The sequence below is a fragment of the Lacticaseibacillus manihotivorans DSM 13343 = JCM 12514 genome, from assembly GCF_001435035.1.
GTDB classification, from domain to species: Bacteria; Bacillota; Bacilli; order Lactobacillales; family Lactobacillaceae; genus Lacticaseibacillus; species Lacticaseibacillus manihotivorans.
Genome location: NZ_AZEU01000322.1, coordinates 1 through 16,620, shown reverse-complemented (window position 1 = coordinate 16,620; position 16,620 = coordinate 1). Strand labels below are relative to the sequence as shown.

Below are 16,620 nucleotides of genomic sequence, written 5' to 3'. Positions count from 1 at the left end.
TCAGACCGGCCAGATGCGATTTCATGTCCCAAATACCGAGGTGAATAATCCAGGTATGCTATGATTGAGGCAAATCGATCAGGGGGCATTGTTGATGGACGTGATCTTTCATATTGATGAACCAAGTAAGTGGCCAGTGTTGTTGAGTAACGTGCAACATTACCAAGAGTGGCTCCAAGCGCAAGGTGATAACTCAAGCGTTGAGATTTTGATCAATGGTGAAGCGGTAAGCCAAGCAACCAGTGACAGTGACATCGATCTATGTTTACTCGCACGGGACGTGGACATCGCCGTGTGTGCCAATTCCTTACGCCAACGCGGCCTCGCTCAAGATCAACTGCAAGGTGGCCTTGAAGTCGTCCCTTCCGGTGTGGTTGAACTGGTCAAGCGTCAACAAGCTGGCTTTGCTTACATTAAACCATGACCGTTGCGCCTGGGTAAAACCAGGCGTCTTTTTTTGCAATTTTATAAACTTCAACGTGGGTTGTTGGACATTGTATACGGATCATTGTTGCATGACCAGCTACCACACCGTATAATTAATAAAGTCTTGCAGCAGTAGCTCACCTGGATAGAGCAATAGTTTCCTAAACTGTAGGTAGTGAGTTCGAGTCTCACCTGCTGCATTTTGAGCCAACAACAATTCGATTTTGTCCACTAAAATAGCAGAACTTCGAGCTTGCTTGCTAAGCGACGATGTTCTGCTATTTTATTTATCTAGTTAATTCATGACCACATTAGGCTTGATGATAACTGGCCGCAATTTGTTCAAGCATTTGAATCAAGGACTTTTTGCGACTGTGCCCTAATAACAGCATCATCAACTTCTGGTTGAAATCGCGCATCATGCTGTTGAACTGACTACCCTCTTGATAGGTCACTTGGACTTTGCCATCTTGCGTTTCTTGAATATCGTAAGCCACTGAATAGTTGCCACTGGTCATTTCAGTTTCAAACGCATAGGCCCGGTTCACCACATTTTTGGTGATCTTAATACGGGCGTTCATTTTGCCGCCGACCATTTTTTTATATTCATACCCTTACAAGGCTGCTGGCTTCAAGGTTTCGCCAGTATTTTGTTTGATATCATATAAAACTGAATCGATCACTTTGGTGTAAAAATAGCTTGCTGGACAATCCAGCGTTTTGGTTAATTTCATTGATGATCCCCCCGGGTCTGCTATTTGGCGACGTGTTTGCCTTTATTCTTGCGATCGCGTAGCCGTTTTTTCTTATGTTTGACGACTGGCTTTGGCGTTGGCGCTGCCTTGCGTGGTTTCCGCTCAAAAGTCGATTGTTCAACGCTTGGCGCAGCCTTTGGCGTTTCAACTTTTGGTTTTGCTTTAGGTGCTTCAGTGGTCAGCTTACCATCCACCAAGTAGCCGCGGCGTAAATCATATTGCGGCACTAACTTCTTTAAGTCGCGCCGATCATGATCATCACCTAACGTCACCACATAGCCGGAATTGCCCATTCGACCAGTCCTGCCAGCACGATGGATATAGGCCTCAGCCCGCTTTGGCGCCCCATAATTGACCACTGCTGGAAGCTTTTTCAAGTCCAAGCCCCGCCCGGCCAAGTCGGTCACCAACAACAGCGTGACTTTGTGCTTGCGAAAGGCTGCTAACGCATTGGCACGGTTGATACTGCGATCGTTACGCGACAACACGGCATATTTAACCGCTTGGTGATGTAAAATGCTAGCCACTTTTTCCAACTGGCCATTGTTGTTAAAAAAGACCAAGGCTTGAAAATCATCCAAATGCGCTAATGCCCGTAACCATTCCACGCGGTAAGCGTTATCGGTTTGGACAAATAAGTGCTGCACCACCCCTTGCGTGTGATCAGTTTTACGCACATCGATGGTTTGCGCTTCAATGCCAAACCATTTATCCAGTTCTGACAACATCGGACTAGCCGTTGCTGAGAAAAAGCCCATTTGCGTGTCAGCTGGACTTGCCATGGTCAACGCTCGCACTTGGTCAAGACCTGGTTCGCGCAACAATTCATCTGCTTCATCGACCACAATGGTTTGCAGCGTATGTAACTTCAACGTGCCAGCATTGGCCAACTCGACTAAGCGGCCAGCCGTGCCGACCACCACTTCAGGGTGCGTCTTTAATTGTTCTTTTTGGCGTTTGACATTGGCATTACCCGTCACGCCGATCACGCGCAACCCCACAGCCTTGGCATATGGTTGCAACACATTGCGCGTTTGAATCGCCAGTTCTTGTGATGGCGATAAAATCAACAATTGAATGCCATCACCTGGGACCAGTTTTTCTAATAACGGCAACCCAAAGGCTAACGTTTTCCCCGAACCAGTGGGGGCTAAGCCAACGACATTGACATCGTTTTTTAGCGGTTGGTAAACCGCATCTTGAATCTGAGTCGGCTGATCAAAACCAGCTTCTTGCCACAGTGGGCGAAACGCTTCTGCTATCAATATATTCTCCTATTTTGGATCCATTTCAAAAATTAAATCGGTGCCTTGGCGCAGATCCCCCATCACGGTATGGATCTGTTTGGCTAAAGTCCATTGGCGCTGAAAGGCCGCGGTGTCATGTTCACTTAACACCCGGGCAAAAAAGTTCGCTTCTTCCACCATCGGGTTATCGGCATGTGGCACCGATAACTGTTGAGTTTGGTCAGTAGCTAGCCAGCGCAAGTCGTTCAGCTCTCCGGGTGAATCGAAACTTAACGTGTCACGGCCGAAGTAAATTTCTGACGTCGTGTAGGCATTGGTCGTTTTACCCATACGCAACACAACGTCAAAATCAGGATAAGCCAAGCGTGCGACCCCATCGCCGTCCACACCACTGGCTAAGAGATGCGGCAAATAAGTCGCGCTTTGCGGCTTGCCAAACCAAGCCACGGCCGAGCCGACGAGATACACCCCCAGATCCATCAGCGCCCCGCCAGCAAATTTGGTGGTGAAAATATTGGGATTTTCACCAGCCAAGTAGGCATCATAGCGTGACGAATACTTCATATAAGTGAGCGTCGCCCCGCTGACGGGATGCTTGGCGATGACATCTTTGATCACCGCGAAGTTAGGATCGTATAACTGACGCATCGCTTCAAACAGCATCACCTCTGGATGTGCATCTAAAGCGTGTTGCAAATCAGCCAGTTGACTCGGGTGGGTCACCAATGGTTTTTCCACTAAGACATGCTTGCCCGCATTGATCGCGGCGATGGCTTGTTGGGCATGCAAAGCATTAGGGCTGGCAATATACACCACATCAACATCACTGGCTAAAAAAGCCTGCATATTGGTATACACTTGTCCATGACCGAAAGCATCAACTAGCGACGCTCCAGTATCAGCGTGGCGTGAATAAACCGCTGCCAATTGCAACTGGCCAGTCAACTCTGCGGCTTCAATAAACTGCTTGGTGATCCAATTGGTGCCGATTGTCCCCAATAACATGGCAACCCCTTCTTTCGTGGTATTATCTCTATCATAACAAAGTTTCACCTGATTTGTCTTAATAGTGTCAGCCATTTGTAATCAGTTTGCGCAAAACTTCGTGTTATGATGAAAGCAGATAATCAATCTTTTCAGGAGGCAAGGCAAATGGCCAGACCAGTTCACAATTTTATGCGCAGTTTAACGCAAATGGTCGATCATCTGCACAAGCCCAAAGCAAATCCGGCATTGGCTCTCGCCCAAACCTACACCGGCAACTTCGGGTTTTTAGATGAAGTCACCACCAAATCACATCAATTGAGCATCAGCCCAGAACTCGACATTAAAATCGACGGTCGCGTGTTGCCAGGCCATGTCACTGGCATTAGCACCGAAAAGTTAACGTTTTTAGATCATTATGGTTATGAACTGATCATCACCAATGGCCCCAACGGTCCAGAATCAGTTTATGACGAAGCAGAAGCCGCCACTTATCGCATCCTCCATCCCCAAACTTCAAGTGACACTCCTCAAGCCGACTAACCCAGTCGGCTTTTTTGTCGTCGCGGATTTTCTGTAACTACTGGCAATAATTGTCGCAAAAATGTAAACTGGAGGTACTGAAGTTTTGAGGAGGACGTTATGTCAGAAGAATCAACATTGATCTTAGTCAAGCCAGATGGGGTTAAATCCGGTCATATCGGGGATGTGATCACGCGTTTGGAAAACCGTCGCTACACGATCACGGCGTTGAAAGTGATCCAAGCAACGCCTGAATTGTTGCAAGCGCACTATGCCCAACTGGTTGACAAGCCATTTTATCCTGGCATCGAAGCGTTTATGATGGAAACGCCAATGGTGGCGATCGTTGCGACTGGCGTTGACGTCATCAACTCATTTCGGAAAATGGTTGGCCCAACTAAGCCAGAAGACGCCATGCCTGGCACCATCCGCGGTGACTTTGGTCGCGCTTGGGGCACACAGCCGATCAAAAACGTGGTGCACTCCTCTGATTCACCTGAAAGTGCTGCGCGTGAAATCAAAATCTGGTTCCCTGAACTATAGTCTTGAACACCGTCGATCGCATTCGACGGTGTTTTTTTGCTTCAAATTTCCCTTTTAGACGATTCGGGTGTAGCCTTTGGGCGTTGGCAGCTACAATCGACTTTAATGGAGGAATCTTATGACGAGCTTTCCAAGACGCGATCCGCGCACTGACAACTTATTGACCCCAGAAAACGCCGCTTTGTTGGTCATTGATTACCAACCTACCCAGATCAATTCGATTCAAAGCATCCCGCATCCCACTTTGATCAAAAATGTGGCGATGACGATTCAACTCGCGCAAAGTTTTCAAGTCCCGATCGTCTTATCCACAGTGAATGTCGAATCAGGCCGTAATGCCGATACGATCCCAGCCCTTAAAAAGCTGATGCCTGGCATCGTAAGCTATGATCGCACCAATATCAATGCCTGGGAAGATAAAGATTTTGTTGAAGCAGTCAGCGCTACTGGCCGCACCAACTTGGTAATCGTCGGCTTGTGGACGGAAGCCTGCCTAGCCTTTCCAACGTTGGATGCGTTGCAGTCAGGTTATGATGTCTATCCCGTCGTCGATGCGGTTGGGGGCACCAGTACGATCGCCCATGAAACCGCGCTGCGCCGCATTCAACAAGCCGGCGCCCAATTGATCACGAACGCCCAACTGGCTTGTGAATGGCAGCGCGACTGGAATCGAACTGAAACGGTACCGGATTTTGTTCAAGCTTTAGTCCAAGCCGGCGACTTTGTTTCCTATGATTAAGCAAAAATGGTGTCCAACTGCAATCAGCTGGACACCATTTTTATTTTAATAATTGGTGATAAATCGGGAGTAATCGATCAAAACGGGCCAAAACGTCCGCCCATAATGCTGTTGGCGTTTGCCATAACGGATCAGTGCGTAAATAAGTTTTGCCGATCAGCCATTCCCCACGTTTGACCGTTTGATAGCGTGTGGTTTGCGCGGATAAATTTGCTACAGTCAAAGGAAGCGCCGCATTTTGTGCTGTATGATCACCCGACAGTTCAAAACTAGCATCCAGGGACAAGGCTAGTGGCGTTAAAGTTGAAAGCTCCGGCCAGTCAGTTTTCGCTTCTTGTAATACTGCCACCCATAAAAATAACCGGTCATTCCAAAAGCCTAATTCAATATGAGGCAACATTTTGTAACCGCGGGCACTGGTGGACAACGCCAACCAAGTGTCGACTGGCGGATTTTTATGGCGGCGAGCATGTTTGGCAATGTGTACGGTCAATGGTGGAAGCTCCTGCGCAAAAGCGTGTTGCATAAGCTGGACTCCGGCTTGTTCAAATTTAGGATCTAAGTCCTGGCGAATGCGGGTCAACCGTCCGGATAAAGTTGGGTCATCAAAGACATTGAAATCGGTTTCCTCAAACATCTACAAACCTCCTAGACGACGTGTTACAATCTGAGTATATGATACCACATGAAGGAGAACACCTTGGCAGAACAAGATCCAACTGACCGTTTGATGCAGCAACTCAACGGCAATCCGCAAACCTTACCAGACCAACGGCGCCTATATTTAGGCTCACTGCGAGAACGCGTGGCTTTAGCGATCACCAATCAAGAATTAGCCGCTGACACCACGTTGCCAGCCTTTGTGGCGGCATTAAAACCCTACGCAAAAGACCCGACTTATAAAGTATTGCTCAATGGCAAGGTGGATGTTTCCAAAACGGCGCCTTACATGAAAGCCATCAAAGCACAAGGCCTAGCGTTTACCTTACTCAACGATGACACGGCAAGCCTTGATCCCAAGCGCTTTTTCTTGCTGGTGGTAAACCTTCAAGCCATCAACCGTGAAAACATTGCGTTGCCGATCCAGCAATCTGACCCTAAGACCACTAAACACCACTGGTTTGATCGTTTCTCCTAACGCAAAACTGGCTAGTGCAAACGCACTAGCCAGTTTGTCATTGATGATTCGGATCGAAGAATTGTTCCCATGCAACATTTAACTTCTTCGCCAAGGCCTTGGCCCGGGCAACTGTCGGTGTGCGCGCCGCTTGTTCATAGGCAGCTAGCGTACTCACCGGAATTCCTAACAGTGAAGCGAATTCCCGCTGGGTCATCCCTTGGGCTTTGCGCTTCGCGATCAGCCAATCGCGCATCCGGTTCACTCCAATCTCGTATCCGCTTACTACAAACCTACGTCACAATTAGTGCAACGTCAACTTAAAAATGCCCTAATTGTGGTTTTCTTTCAACTATACAAATTGTGCTGTAAGCTAACAATAATGAGGTGAATTTTTTTATGAACGCAGAACGCTTAAAACAACTTCGGACTGAACACAAAGGCTTACGTCAAGTTGACTTGGCCCAGTCTTTGGGGATTTCAGCATCCGCATATTCTTCCTATGAACAAGGCGTCCGCGAACCTGACGATGACACCAAACGCCGCTTAGCAGACTACTTCAGTGTGTCATTGGACTACCTTTTAGGGCGAACTGAACATCGCGCCACCCCAATGATCGCCGATGTCGACACGCAGTTGGCCCATTTATTATCAGAACTCGATGATGGTGCCAGTCAACCCACGTTAGCCGGCCAAAAATTATCCGGCAATCAACGTAAGGTATTGCGCGAATCCTTAGCTGGCACGTTAAACGTGGCGCGCGCCCTCACACCTGACTCAGTTAAACATACGGGTCAATAAACTGGTGGCTAAATCCCGTTTGGTTCCCATTTGCGCGACGGCATGCGGCCAAATGGCAGGCGTGCCAGTCACACTTAAAATATCAGCTAAGCCGGGTTTTTCAGGATCGTAAGCTCGATATAAATTGGCGATCACCATATCCACCCCTGCAATGTCCAAGCCTAACGCTTGCACTGCTTTCACCGCCAAGGTTTTGTACCCGTCGTCCAAATCATCAGTCACATCATAACCATCGGCGCCAAACCGGGTGTTAGAGGTTGCACGCAGTAAAACTTGATGACCGCGTGGCACCACTTGATCGGCGGTGACCCCTTGCGCAGCTAACATTGCTTGAGCAGGTTCGTCTAACACAACGGGTTGCCAAGCGATCGGCCGACGTAAGTTTTTATGGCTGACCAAAGCTGCGATACTGCGTCGACCATCGCCGACCACATTGGCTGGCGTCAATTCCATTGCTGCGACGACTTGCTGGTTTTGGACAAACAAGCGATAAGCTGCGCCTTTGGCATACGCTTCAATTAACACCGGGCCAAATTGCAGTGCTTGAGTGAAGGCTTGGCGAAATTCATCAACGCTTGGCGGTAACATAAAGACGCGCACGCCTTGACCATCACGCCCTATGGTCGGTTTGATCGCGATCGCTTTTTGGGCAAAACTGGTATGAAAATCATGTAAAGCTTGCGGTAAATTGGTGTAAATGGCCCCAGGTGGTGTCGGCAAATGATGCGCCGCCAAAATGGCTTTAGTGGCAGGCTTGGATTCCGCCAGCCGCGTCGCAGAATACGAATTGCCAAGGCCTCCAGCAGCAATGATTTGATCCTCAATTTGTAAAACTGGCGTCGTGTCATCGAGCACGGCGATTTTTTTGCCTAATTTTAACGCCGCACTCAACAACAATTGCGCATCCAGATTTAATTGGGGGAAACCGGCTAAGTGCACCCCATCATCAGACGCTTGGATCTGACGCCGCAAGCCTGCTTGCATGCCTTGGATCACGCGAACAGATTCAGGATCTAAAATCCGCGGTGTGCCCCAATCGGCTAATTTATCTGGTAAAGTATTCCCGAGCACACCCCAAAGTGCCGCTTGCAGCCACAATAAGCTGGTAGTTTGACTGCCAGTTGATGTATTGGCCAAAATCGGGACTGACCCCATTTGCAAGCCGACGATGCCATTGGTTTCAACATTTTCCCCTAACAAGGTCAAGTCAAACCCATGAGCCACACCAAACTTGTGTTGGAGTTGCGGTTGCACTTTTCCCCAGGCCAAGCTTTCACGCAAATACCAGCCATTGTGAAATTCCGGATACTTCGGCGCATTTTTAGTGTCTGCAATCACTTCAAAAGCCGTGTGGATAAAGGCTTCTGGCAAGACCCAAGTCAAGGTAAACGGATTTTGCCCTAACTCAGTATTTTGTCCTAAGCGCTCAAGGGTCACAAAAACTGCAGACAATAAGCGCGTGGTTTGGCGCAAATCGCTGGACCAAGGCAGCGTCACCTGCAAATGGTCCCCTTGTGCTCGCCAGTAAGGTGATTTGGGGAGCTTGGCTGTTTTCGGGCCTAATTGTACAGTCATTTTCAGTTGCGTTTGCGGTAGCAGCCCCACCAAATTCAGTTGATCGATCATTTTTCCGTAGTCATACAAACTGCTCATCCGCCTTTTTTACATTGTCATCTTATCGTAACACGCTGACCCTAACATGCAAGTTTGCGCCAGTGTGCTATGATGGAAAAAAATCCTCAAAGGAGCGATTCCATGCAACAACCGCTTGCTTTTCGCATGCGTCCGAAAAATTTGGATGAAGTCGTGGGCCAACAGCACTTAGTCGGCCAAGGCCAAATCATCCGGCGCATGGTTCAGGCCTTGCGCCTCAGCTCAATGATCTTGTATGGCCCACCTGGTACTGGCAAAACCAGTATCGCCAGCGCCATTGCCGGTACCACCAAATACGCGTTTCGCACGTTGAATGCCGCCACCGATACCAAAAAAGATCTGCAAATTGTGGCTGAAGAAGCCAAAATGTCCGGCACCGTGATTTTATTATTAGATGAAATTCACCGCTTGGATAAAACCAAACAGGACTTTTTACTCCCGCATTTGGAATCTGGTCGCATCGTTTTAGTTGGCGCGACAACGGAAAATCCTTACATGAGCATCTTGCCTGCCATTCGCAGCCGGACCCAGATTTTTCAAGTGTTTCCATTAACTGCTGAAGACATCGATCAAGCGGTGACGCGAGCATTGGCGGATAAAACGCGCGGCTTAGGGCAATACCCTGTCGACTTGCAACCTAAGGCGCGAGAATTTTTGACCCATGCCACCAATGGCGACTTACGCTCAGCGTTAAATGCCCTGGAGCTTGCCGTTTTGTCCACGCCTGAAGTCGACGGTCACATCACGATCACCGATGAGATCATGCATCAATGCTTGCAACAACGCGCCATCGATGGTGACTCAGATGGTGATGCGCATTATGATTTGATCTCTGCCTTTCAAAAAAGCATTCGTGGATCAGACGTGGATGCAGCCTTGCATTATTTGGCACGGTTGATCACGATTGGCGATTTACCAAGCATTTTGCGCCGACTGTTGGTGATCGCATATGAAGATATCGGCTTAGCCAATCCCCAAACCGCTAACCGCACCTTAACGGCGATTCAAGCTGCAGAACGACTGGGTTTGCCAGAAGGTCGCATTCCGTTAGCCAATGCCGTCATTGATTTGTGCTTGGCGCCAAAATCAAATACTGCCATTGATGCCATCGATGCCGCCCTCGCTGATATCAAGGCTGGCCATTCAGGTGCGATTCCAGATGCCTTAAAAGATGCCCATTACAAAGGCGCCGCAGCGTTAGGTCACGGCGTTGATTACAAATTTCCTCATGACTATCCAGGGGATTGGGTCAAACAAGACTACTTGCCAGAAACCTTGCGCGATCGGCAATACTACACGCCTAAAACGACAGGCAAATACGAACAAGCCTTGGCGCAACGCCTGGCCCAGTTGCGCAAACTTCAAGGGCGGTAATTTGACTTTTGTCAGCGTTAGTGGTTGTAAAAACAGCGCTACCAACGTTGACCCTGCGCTGTTTTGAGAGCAGCTGGGCACTTGCATCTCAAGCACTATCATGCTATGATTTAACCATGGAAGTCACCTAAGGTATGCGCGCTTCCCATAATTCAGTTGACCGAACAGTTTCGAGACCTTGGGACCATCAGAGCCCAATGCCGTGCGATTCTATCACTGAATCGCTAACGCCTTGGACGTTTGGACCCACTTGCTTATTAGCGGGTTTCAACAGAACGGGAAGAGAACGGTACTACTAGCCTTTCATTAAGTCTTTGCGACTTAGCCGGCTTCGGCCGGTTTTTTTGTGTCGTCATTTTTGTCGTGAATTGCGCGCATTCAACCCAGCAGGTACAATGAAGAAGAACGAATGCCAAAGGAGCTTATTATGACCATCATCATGTTGATCTACGCACTGGTATTATTTGCTTTAGCCGGGTACTTACTGGCGCACCGCCAACACAACTTTTTAACCTTGAAACAAGTCCCAGAAAAACTGGCCAAAATTTTATTCAACTATGCCTTACTCTTGATCATCGCCGGCTTGATCGCCGTGGTTGCCGCTTTTGTGCCCAACACTTGGTTGCAAATGGCCGGCTTGATTTTAGGTGCGATCGCCGGCGGGTTGCTTGGCGCTAGTTTACCCAAATATCTCAATATGTAAACGGCTTTCACAAAGTGCTTGAATGGCTTATAATGAAGTTAAGAGGTGATAGACATGTTACAACAATACAAACACATTTTGGTTGCGATCGACGGCTCTTACGAATCCGAACTCGCTTTTGAAAAAGCCATTGCCGTTGCCAAGCGTAACGACGGGGAATTGTTTATGGTGCACACCGTCGACACCCGCGCGTTTCAAAACGTGTCCAGTTTTGACTCCGCCATGGTCGAACAAGTCACCGAAACCGCGAAGCAAACCATGGAAAAATACATGCAACAAGCTAAAGATGCTGGTTTGCAAAAAGTCAGCTACACCATTGAATATGGCGCACCAAAAACCATCATCGCCCGCGACATGCCCAAACAACACAATATTGATTTGATCATGATCGGTGCCACTGGGTTAAATGCCGTAGAACGTTTGTTGATCGGCAGTGTCACCGAATATGTCACCCGCAATGCCACTTGCGATGTCTTAGTGGTACGTACCGATTTACAAAACAAACCTGCTTTAGCGTCAACCAAGAAACCAAAGCCAACGAAATAAATAGGCATCAAAAAAACCGGAAATCAGTTTCCGGTTTTTTTAATGGCCTTTTGCCAAGCTACAGGCATTGGCAGTTGCGCTTGAACTTGTTGGTCAGTAAATGGATCTTGAAAGGTCAGTTCACTGGCTTGTAACAACTGGACCTGAAATTGACTGAGATCACCGCCATACAGCGCATCCCCCACGACTGGATGGCCAATATGGGCAAAATGCGCGCGTATTTGATGCGTGCGCCCAGTCAATAAATGGACTCGGACCAAGGCATTTTGCTCGCCTTGCGCCACGACTGCATAATCGGTGATGGCTGATTGGCCCTCAGCATTGACCTCTCGATGAATGCCATCGGCGGCTTTGGCTAAAGGTGCATCGATGCGACCGCTGTGTGGCAAGTGCCCTGAAACCACTGCCAAATAATGTTTGGTCAGTTGGGCATTGACCCCTAGGGCATCCAAGCGCCCTTGGGCAAAAGGATGCTTGGCGACTAAGACTAAGCCAGTGGTATCGCGATCGAGTCTGGTGATGATCGCTGGTTGGGGATGATCGAAGCCTTGAGCATGCAACCAATTGGCCGCGCGATTTAAAACCGAGTCATCCGGTGAACTTGGACCTGGCACGCTGGAAAGCCCGGCAGGTTTATTGATGAGTAACCAATTGTCGAGGTCTTTGACAATGCTCAGCGGTTTGGCCGATGGCGTCACCTTCCCTTCATCTGGCAGTTCAAAGCGGACCACTGTCCCTTTTTTTATTTCACGGTTGTGCGTGACTGGACGTTGATCGACCCACACCAAATGCGCTTCAAATAACTTTTTTAATAATCGGTGGCTGACCCCTTCTGCCGCCAAAGCCATTTTGATCGTGGTCGCGTGAGTTGCTGTGGTTGTAAAGCGAAATCGCATTTTCTCCTCCTTAAGACGGTTGGTCTAAAAAGTGCCCTCGCGGTATAATTAATTTATTGTGGAGGGTCTTAATATGTCAGAATTGCGCGACGTTGCGTATGGTAACGATGCCTTACAAAAAATGGATCTATATGTTCCCGATCAGCCCAATCACGCCTTGATCATTTATGTGCATGGCGGCGGTTGGATCCGTGGCGATAAACATAAAGATGCTGAAATCGGCGAACAATTGGCCGCTGCCGGATACTTGGTGGCGATCCCTAATTATCGCTTATCGCCAGTACACCGGTTTCCTGATGCGCCGAATGATTTGGCCAATGCGTGTGCCTGGCTGAAAAATTCAAACTACGAATTCGATCGTGATCGCATCGGCTTGTTCGGCGCATCAGCAGGCGCGACGATGGCCTTAATGCAAAATGAAGCCGGCCATTATCCCACAGTAGCCTGGAGTCCCTTACTCGATTTTTCATCGTGGTTAGCCGAACACACCACGATTCGCGCTGCAGTGGCTGCCACTGGTCCAAAGCCTGTCGTTGATGCCGCCTTTTATAAATATGTGTTACAAGCTTATTTAGGGGCATTGGATCCAGACTTGTTGGCCCAAGCCGATCCTTTGGTGGGGTTAAATCAAAATCTGGCGCCAACGTTGATCTGCAACAGCCAACAAGAACTCGCCCCACTATCGCACGCCTTGCGTTTTCAAGGTAAAGCCGCCGGACTCGGGCAAAGCGTCACCATTCAAGTGATGCCTGGGCATCATCATGCCCGCGGATATACCGAGTTGGCGATGCCCAACACCATTGACTTTTTCAACTACCATTTATTAAGGAGTTAACGGATGCCATTTCTCAGCTTGATCATCGATGTCCTCGCATTTGGTGGGCTGTATTTGACCCGTCAAGGCAGCTTGCCAACTGTTTTAGGTTTAGGTCTACAAATCATCTTCACGATTATTTTGTTGATCTTTGTCTTCGGCTATCGCGGTCGGCGCAAAGGACGGTTCAACTTTGACACTTGGTCACATGTCTTCACCTTACCTTTTGCCTTGATCGTGATTTCTTTTATCGGCAATGGGTTATTAGCCTTCTTATATTATTTGAACTATGCTGGGATCAATTCGTTGATCATGCGTTAAGTTCTCGGGATAAGCGATGCAACAAGTTTAACAGTTGCGTCGTTTCGTCAGTGCTCAACAATTGTTCAACTGCAGCTTCCCGATCATGGAAAACGCCGTGGATCTTAACCACCAAAGCTTGGCCTTTGGCAGTTAAGGACACGGCTTTTTGGCGTTCATTGCCAGGCACTACCACGCGAGACACCAAATCCCGTTGTTCCAGGACTTTCACCAAGTTGGTCACCGTCGCATCTTGTTTGCCTAAATAATCTGCCAGCTTTTTTTGGCTTGTTTGGGGATGCTTGGCGATAAACGATAAGCTACGAGCTTGATGGATCGTCAAACTCAACTCCCGCAATTTGGCTAACACATGGCCTTGATTCAAGGTGTTCAAGCGATACAGTGCTTCAACCACACTGTGCTCGTTTTCTAATTCCATAAGGTCCTCCTATAGTTTCAATGCTTAATAGTTTAGTGGACAAGTATTGCCAACGCAAGTCTTTGCCCCCCAATCGCCTGAAAAAGGGAAACAAAAAAGCAAGTCCATCGTGAACTTGCCTCTTTGTCTAGCTATGGTAGCGGAATGTCTTGTGATGTTTGCACTTTTTCAGCTGGGCGCGAGAAGTAAAATCCTTGCAGCCAGTTGATGCCTAGATGATGCGCCAATTGCACGTCTTTAAATGACTCGATGCCTTCTAGTGTAAAATCAACCCCGCTGTCATCAGCTAATTGTTTCCAGCGCGGAATATCGGTTGGCGCTTCAGCCTCGCGCCCTAAATCGCGCGTATTTTGCAACGCATATTTCATCATATCCACATGCGGTGCCAATTGTTTGATTAGTTCAAAATCATCCAGATCCGTGCCGACATCATCTAGCGCCAAGCCAATTCCGGCTTCACGGTATTGTTGCCCGATGGTTTGCACTTCTTCAAGCGTCGGGGCTTGCGTCAACTCGACGGTCAAATTGCCGAGATCACGCGCACGACTGGCAAACGTGATCAACTGTTGCATGGTATCTTGGGCGGCGAATTGCTTAGCCGTCAAGTTGATGGACACATTTTTGTTCGGCAGGTTCCGTAACACGTGCCGCATCATCCGCATTTGCATTTTGACGGTGATCTCGAAATCATGCGGGAGCAACCAAGCGTTTTGTTCAGCATTCCAAGCCCGCAACAACATTTCGTATCCCGCCGGTTCTTGCGTGGTACTGTCAACGATAGCTTGTGTGAAATAAGTGTATGTGATCAACACTGGGCCTCCCAGTCGGTTCATTTTCTTTATTTTACAATAAAAATGAAACTACGAGTAGTTTCATTTTTACCGCGATTCAATTACATCAAATCAGCACGCGTGCCTGGCATTGCTGGTCGGCTGAAGTAGTAGCCTTGCACAGCCGTGATCCCCAAATCATTGGTCATGGCCAAATCTTCAGGCGTTTCCAAGCCTTCAACTTCTAAGCTGTCGTTGTGTGCAGCTGCAGCTTTTTGCCATGCTGCCAATTGATTGGTCATTTGCGTCAAGTTGTTGCCATCACGCCGCATGCCGCGCAAGGAAACTTTCAGAGTGTCGACATGATCTGCCGCATTGGCCAACTGAGTGCCATCAGTGTGGCTGCCCAAATTGTCCAAGGTGACTTTCACGCCGGCTGCTTGGAAGACCTTCGCGTTTGCTGCCAGTTCTTCACTATCAGGAATTGTTGCCAATTCAACTGTCAAGCTATCAACTGCATCTGACTGGGCCAGATCCGTGATTGCCTTTTGCGTGTCAGGATCTTCAAACTGGGCATCCGTCAAATTGATGGAAATATCCTTCACATCCAGCTGTGCCACAGCCCGCGCCATTAAGTGTGCTTCCATGGACGCTGGGATGGAGAAGGATGCTGGTAAGTGCCAGCCACCTTGTTTGGAATCCCAAACCCGCAATAAGAGTTCGTAGTGATCGACTGAGTTGGTGCTACTGTCCATCACTGGTTGTGAGAAGAACGTGTAGTCGGCCATCCCAGGTGCGCCACCTGCGATGAAAATGTTGCCGTGCGTTAACTCAGCGTTATCATCAATGACATTAGCCACTGTGGTAACCGATTCCGCCGGACTGGCAACGGCCGGTGTATTAGCTTGATCGGCGATCGTCGCAGTCTGATCAGGAATACCAGCTTTGTTTGCATCAACCGTTTGAGTCTTCGCATTCGCTGCCGGAGTTTGAGTTTGACTAGCTTGCGCAGTTGTTGCCACAGGTGCTTGAGTAGCATCCACATAAGTCAAGGTGCGACTAGTGGTGCCATCAGGGTTGACGGTCGTAGTTGACGTAGCAGGGGTTTGACCAGTTAAACCATTGCCCGTCCGCAATTGGGTAGTCCCAGCTGCGGTATTAGGCGTTGTGGTCTGGATCGGCGTTGCTGTGTTGGTATTGGTAGTTAAGCCGCCATTATTGCCAGTTGCTGGTGTGGTGACTGTAGTTTCAGGTGTCTGATCATTGTCACCACTCGGAGTTGTCGTCGTGGTCGTTTGTCCATCGTCGCCACTTGGAGTTGTCGTTGTGGTCGTTTGTCCATCATCACCACTTGGAATTATCGTCGTGGTCGTTTGACCGTTGTCCCCACTTGGAGTCGTCGTTGTGGTGGTTTGACCATCATTACCACTTGGAGTTGTCGTCGTGGTCGTTTGTCCATCGTTGCCACTTGGAGTTGTCGTCGTGGTCGTTTGTCCATCGTTGCCACTTGGAGTTGTCGTGGTTGTTCGTCCATCATCACCACTTGGCGTCGTCGTCATGTTTTCCACGCCGTCTGGTTGTTGCGCCTTGGTGTAAACATGATCTGGATCTGGGACGTAGTTGGTATTGTCATCCGTTGTATCCAATGGATCACCTGGGTCGCCTTGAGGCTCATTCGTGCCTACTGTACCGCTTGGTTGTTCAACCCCTCCGGGTTGTTGCGCCTTCGTGTAGACATGATCTGGATCTGGGACGTAGTTGGTATCGTCATCCGTTGTATCCAATGGATCGCCTGGGTCACCTTGAGGCTCATTCGTGCCTACTGTACCGCTTGGTTGTTCAACCCCTCCGGGTTGTTGCGCCTTTGTGTAAACATGATCCGGATCTGGGACGTAGTTGGTATTGTCATCCGTTGTATCCAATGGATCACCTGGGTCATTCGTGCCTACTGTACCGCTTGGTTGTTCAACCCCTCCAGGTTGTTGCGCCTT

At 48.7% G+C, this 16,620-nt stretch carries 20 protein-coding genes, 1 tRNA gene and 1 pseudogene; 12 read left to right on the top strand and 10 right to left on the bottom strand.

Annotated features, from left to right (window positions below; translation table 11 throughout):
• The first annotated feature begins 94 nt into the window (after nt 1-94).
• A complete protein-coding gene (locus tag FD01_RS15350) occupies nt 95-424 on the top strand; it encodes a DsrE family protein (protein WP_054717763.1) in 330 nt (109 codons plus the stop codon).
• Between the two features lie 128 nt (nt 425-552).
• A tRNA-Arg gene (locus FD01_RS15345) sits at nt 553-626 on the top strand.
• Nucleotides 627-737: 111 nt separating this feature from the next.
• On the opposite strand, the pseudogene FD01_RS16770 reads toward FD01_RS15345, so the two are convergent.
• The 3 genes and pseudogenes from FD01_RS16770 to FD01_RS15330 form a co-directional block, all read right to left on the bottom strand.
• Nucleotides 738-1,160 (bottom strand): annotated as a pseudogene (locus tag FD01_RS16770) (DUF3284 domain-containing protein).
• Nucleotides 1,161-1,180: 20 nt separating this feature from the next.
• Nucleotides 1,181-2,449, bottom strand: coding sequence for a DEAD/DEAH box helicase (locus tag FD01_RS15335; protein ID WP_056965217.1), 1,269 nt, complete (start codon nt 2,447-2,449; stop codon nt 1,181-1,183).
• A gap of 6 nt (nt 2,450-2,455) precedes the next feature.
• Nucleotides 2,456-3,433: a Gfo/Idh/MocA family protein gene (locus tag FD01_RS15330; RefSeq protein ID WP_056965215.1), complete on the bottom strand. Its 978-nt coding sequence runs from the start codon at nt 3,431-3,433 to the stop codon at nt 2,456-2,458.
• A 147-nt stretch (nt 3,434-3,580) separates the two neighbouring features.
• Here FD01_RS15330 and FD01_RS15325 point away from each other — a divergent pair, with 147 nt between their 5' ends.
• The 3 genes from FD01_RS15325 (at nt 3,581) to FD01_RS15315 (ending at nt 5,216) form a co-directional block, all read left to right on the top strand.
• Nucleotides 3,581-3,955, top strand: coding sequence for a DUF4828 domain-containing protein (locus FD01_RS15325; protein WP_054717757.1), 375 nt, complete (start codon nt 3,581-3,583; stop codon nt 3,953-3,955).
• Nucleotides 3,956-4,054: 99 nt separating this feature from the next.
• On the top strand, nt 4,055-4,477 hold the full coding sequence (gene ndk, locus FD01_RS15320) for a nucleoside-diphosphate kinase (protein WP_054717754.1): 423 nt from the start codon (nt 4,055-4,057) through the stop codon (nt 4,475-4,477).
• Between the two features lie 118 nt (nt 4,478-4,595).
• Complete coding sequence (locus FD01_RS15315) at nt 4,596-5,216, top strand: hydrolase (protein WP_056965213.1); 621 nt, start codon at nt 4,596-4,598, stop codon at nt 5,214-5,216.
• Nucleotides 5,217-5,256: 40 nt separating this feature from the next.
• Here FD01_RS15315 and FD01_RS15310 read toward each other — a convergent pair whose 3' ends face one another.
• Nucleotides 5,257-5,853 (bottom strand): DUF1054 family protein, encoded by a 597-nt coding sequence (locus FD01_RS15310; protein WP_054717751.1) that lies wholly within the window; start codon nt 5,851-5,853, stop codon nt 5,257-5,259.
• 63 nt (nt 5,854-5,916) lie between these two features.
• Between FD01_RS15310 and FD01_RS15305 the strand changes: the two genes are divergently transcribed.
• On the top strand, nt 5,917-6,354 hold the full coding sequence (locus tag FD01_RS15305) for a DUF1694 domain-containing protein (RefSeq protein WP_054717748.1): 438 nt from the start codon (nt 5,917-5,919) through the stop codon (nt 6,352-6,354).
• 37 nt (nt 6,355-6,391) lie between these two features.
• Here the strand turns inward: FD01_RS15305 and FD01_RS15300 are convergent, their stop codons facing one another.
• Complete coding sequence (locus tag FD01_RS15300) at nt 6,392-6,589, bottom strand: helix-turn-helix transcriptional regulator (protein ID WP_054717745.1); 198 nt, start codon at nt 6,587-6,589, stop codon at nt 6,392-6,394.
• Between the two features lie 143 nt (nt 6,590-6,732).
• Between FD01_RS15300 and FD01_RS15295 the strand changes: the two genes are divergently transcribed.
• On the top strand, nt 6,733-7,134 hold the full coding sequence (locus tag FD01_RS15295) for a helix-turn-helix domain-containing protein (protein WP_054717742.1): 402 nt from the start codon (nt 6,733-6,735) through the stop codon (nt 7,132-7,134).
• Here FD01_RS15295 and FD01_RS15290 read toward each other — a convergent pair.
• Nucleotides 7,111-8,778, bottom strand: a complete 1,668-nt coding sequence (locus tag FD01_RS15290; protein ID WP_054717739.1) for a hypothetical protein — start codon at nt 8,776-8,778, stop codon at nt 7,111-7,113. The two genes, FD01_RS15295 and FD01_RS15290, sit on opposite strands and share 24 nt — an antisense overlap.
• 111 nt (nt 8,779-8,889) lie before the next feature.
• On the opposite strand from FD01_RS15290, the gene FD01_RS15285 reads away from it, so the two are divergent.
• The 3 genes from FD01_RS15285 to FD01_RS15275 all read left to right on the top strand — a co-directional run bounded on the left by FD01_RS15285 (nt 8,890) and on the right by FD01_RS15275 (nt 11,410).
• Nucleotides 8,890-10,161, top strand: coding sequence for a replication-associated recombination protein A (locus FD01_RS15285; protein ID WP_056965211.1), 1,272 nt, complete (start codon nt 8,890-8,892; stop codon nt 10,159-10,161).
• A gap of 427 nt (nt 10,162-10,588) precedes the next feature.
• Nucleotides 10,589-10,864 (top strand): hypothetical protein, encoded by a 276-nt coding sequence (locus FD01_RS15280; RefSeq protein WP_056965209.1) that lies wholly within the window; start codon nt 10,589-10,591, stop codon nt 10,862-10,864.
• Nucleotides 10,865-10,918: 54 nt separating this feature from the next.
• Entirely contained in the window at nt 10,919-11,410 is a 492-nt protein-coding gene (locus FD01_RS15275; protein ID WP_054717736.1) for a universal stress protein, read from the top strand.
• A gap of 23 nt (nt 11,411-11,433) precedes the next feature.
• On the opposite strand, the gene FD01_RS15270 is transcribed toward FD01_RS15275, so the two are convergent.
• Nucleotides 11,434-12,306, bottom strand: a complete 873-nt coding sequence (locus FD01_RS15270; RefSeq protein WP_056965207.1) for an RluA family pseudouridine synthase — start codon at nt 12,304-12,306, stop codon at nt 11,434-11,436.
• A 73-nt stretch (nt 12,307-12,379) separates the two neighbouring features.
• Between FD01_RS15270 and FD01_RS15265 the strand changes: the two genes are divergently transcribed.
• Together FD01_RS15265 and FD01_RS15260 are read left to right on the top strand one after the other, a co-directional pair.
• Nucleotides 12,380-13,141, top strand: a complete 762-nt coding sequence (locus FD01_RS15265; protein WP_056965205.1) for an alpha/beta hydrolase — start codon at nt 12,380-12,382, stop codon at nt 13,139-13,141.
• 3 nt (nt 13,142-13,144) lie between these two features.
• The gene (locus FD01_RS15260; RefSeq protein WP_054717730.1) at nt 13,145-13,441 is read left to right on the top strand and encodes a hypothetical protein; all 297 of its coding nucleotides are present in this window, start codon (nt 13,145-13,147) and stop codon (nt 13,439-13,441) included.
• On the opposite strand, the gene FD01_RS15255 is transcribed toward FD01_RS15260, so the two are convergent.
• The 3 genes from FD01_RS15255 to FD01_RS15245 form a co-directional block, all read right to left on the bottom strand.
• Nucleotides 13,431-13,859: a MarR family winged helix-turn-helix transcriptional regulator gene (locus FD01_RS15255; RefSeq protein WP_054717726.1), complete on the bottom strand. Its 429-nt coding sequence runs from the start codon at nt 13,857-13,859 to the stop codon at nt 13,431-13,433. The two genes, FD01_RS15260 and FD01_RS15255, sit on opposite strands and share 11 nt — an antisense overlap.
• 131 nt (nt 13,860-13,990) lie before the next feature.
• Nucleotides 13,991-14,668 carry an EAL domain-containing protein gene (locus FD01_RS15250; RefSeq protein WP_054717722.1) on the bottom strand — a complete coding sequence of 226 codons (678 nt, stop codon included), beginning with the start codon at nt 14,666-14,668 and terminating at the stop codon, nt 13,991-13,993.
• A gap of 83 nt (nt 14,669-14,751) precedes the next feature.
• Nucleotides 14,752-16,620, bottom strand: a 1,869-nt coding sequence (locus tag FD01_RS15245; protein ID WP_056965202.1) for an EAL domain-containing protein, incomplete at its 5' end; no start/stop codon positions are given.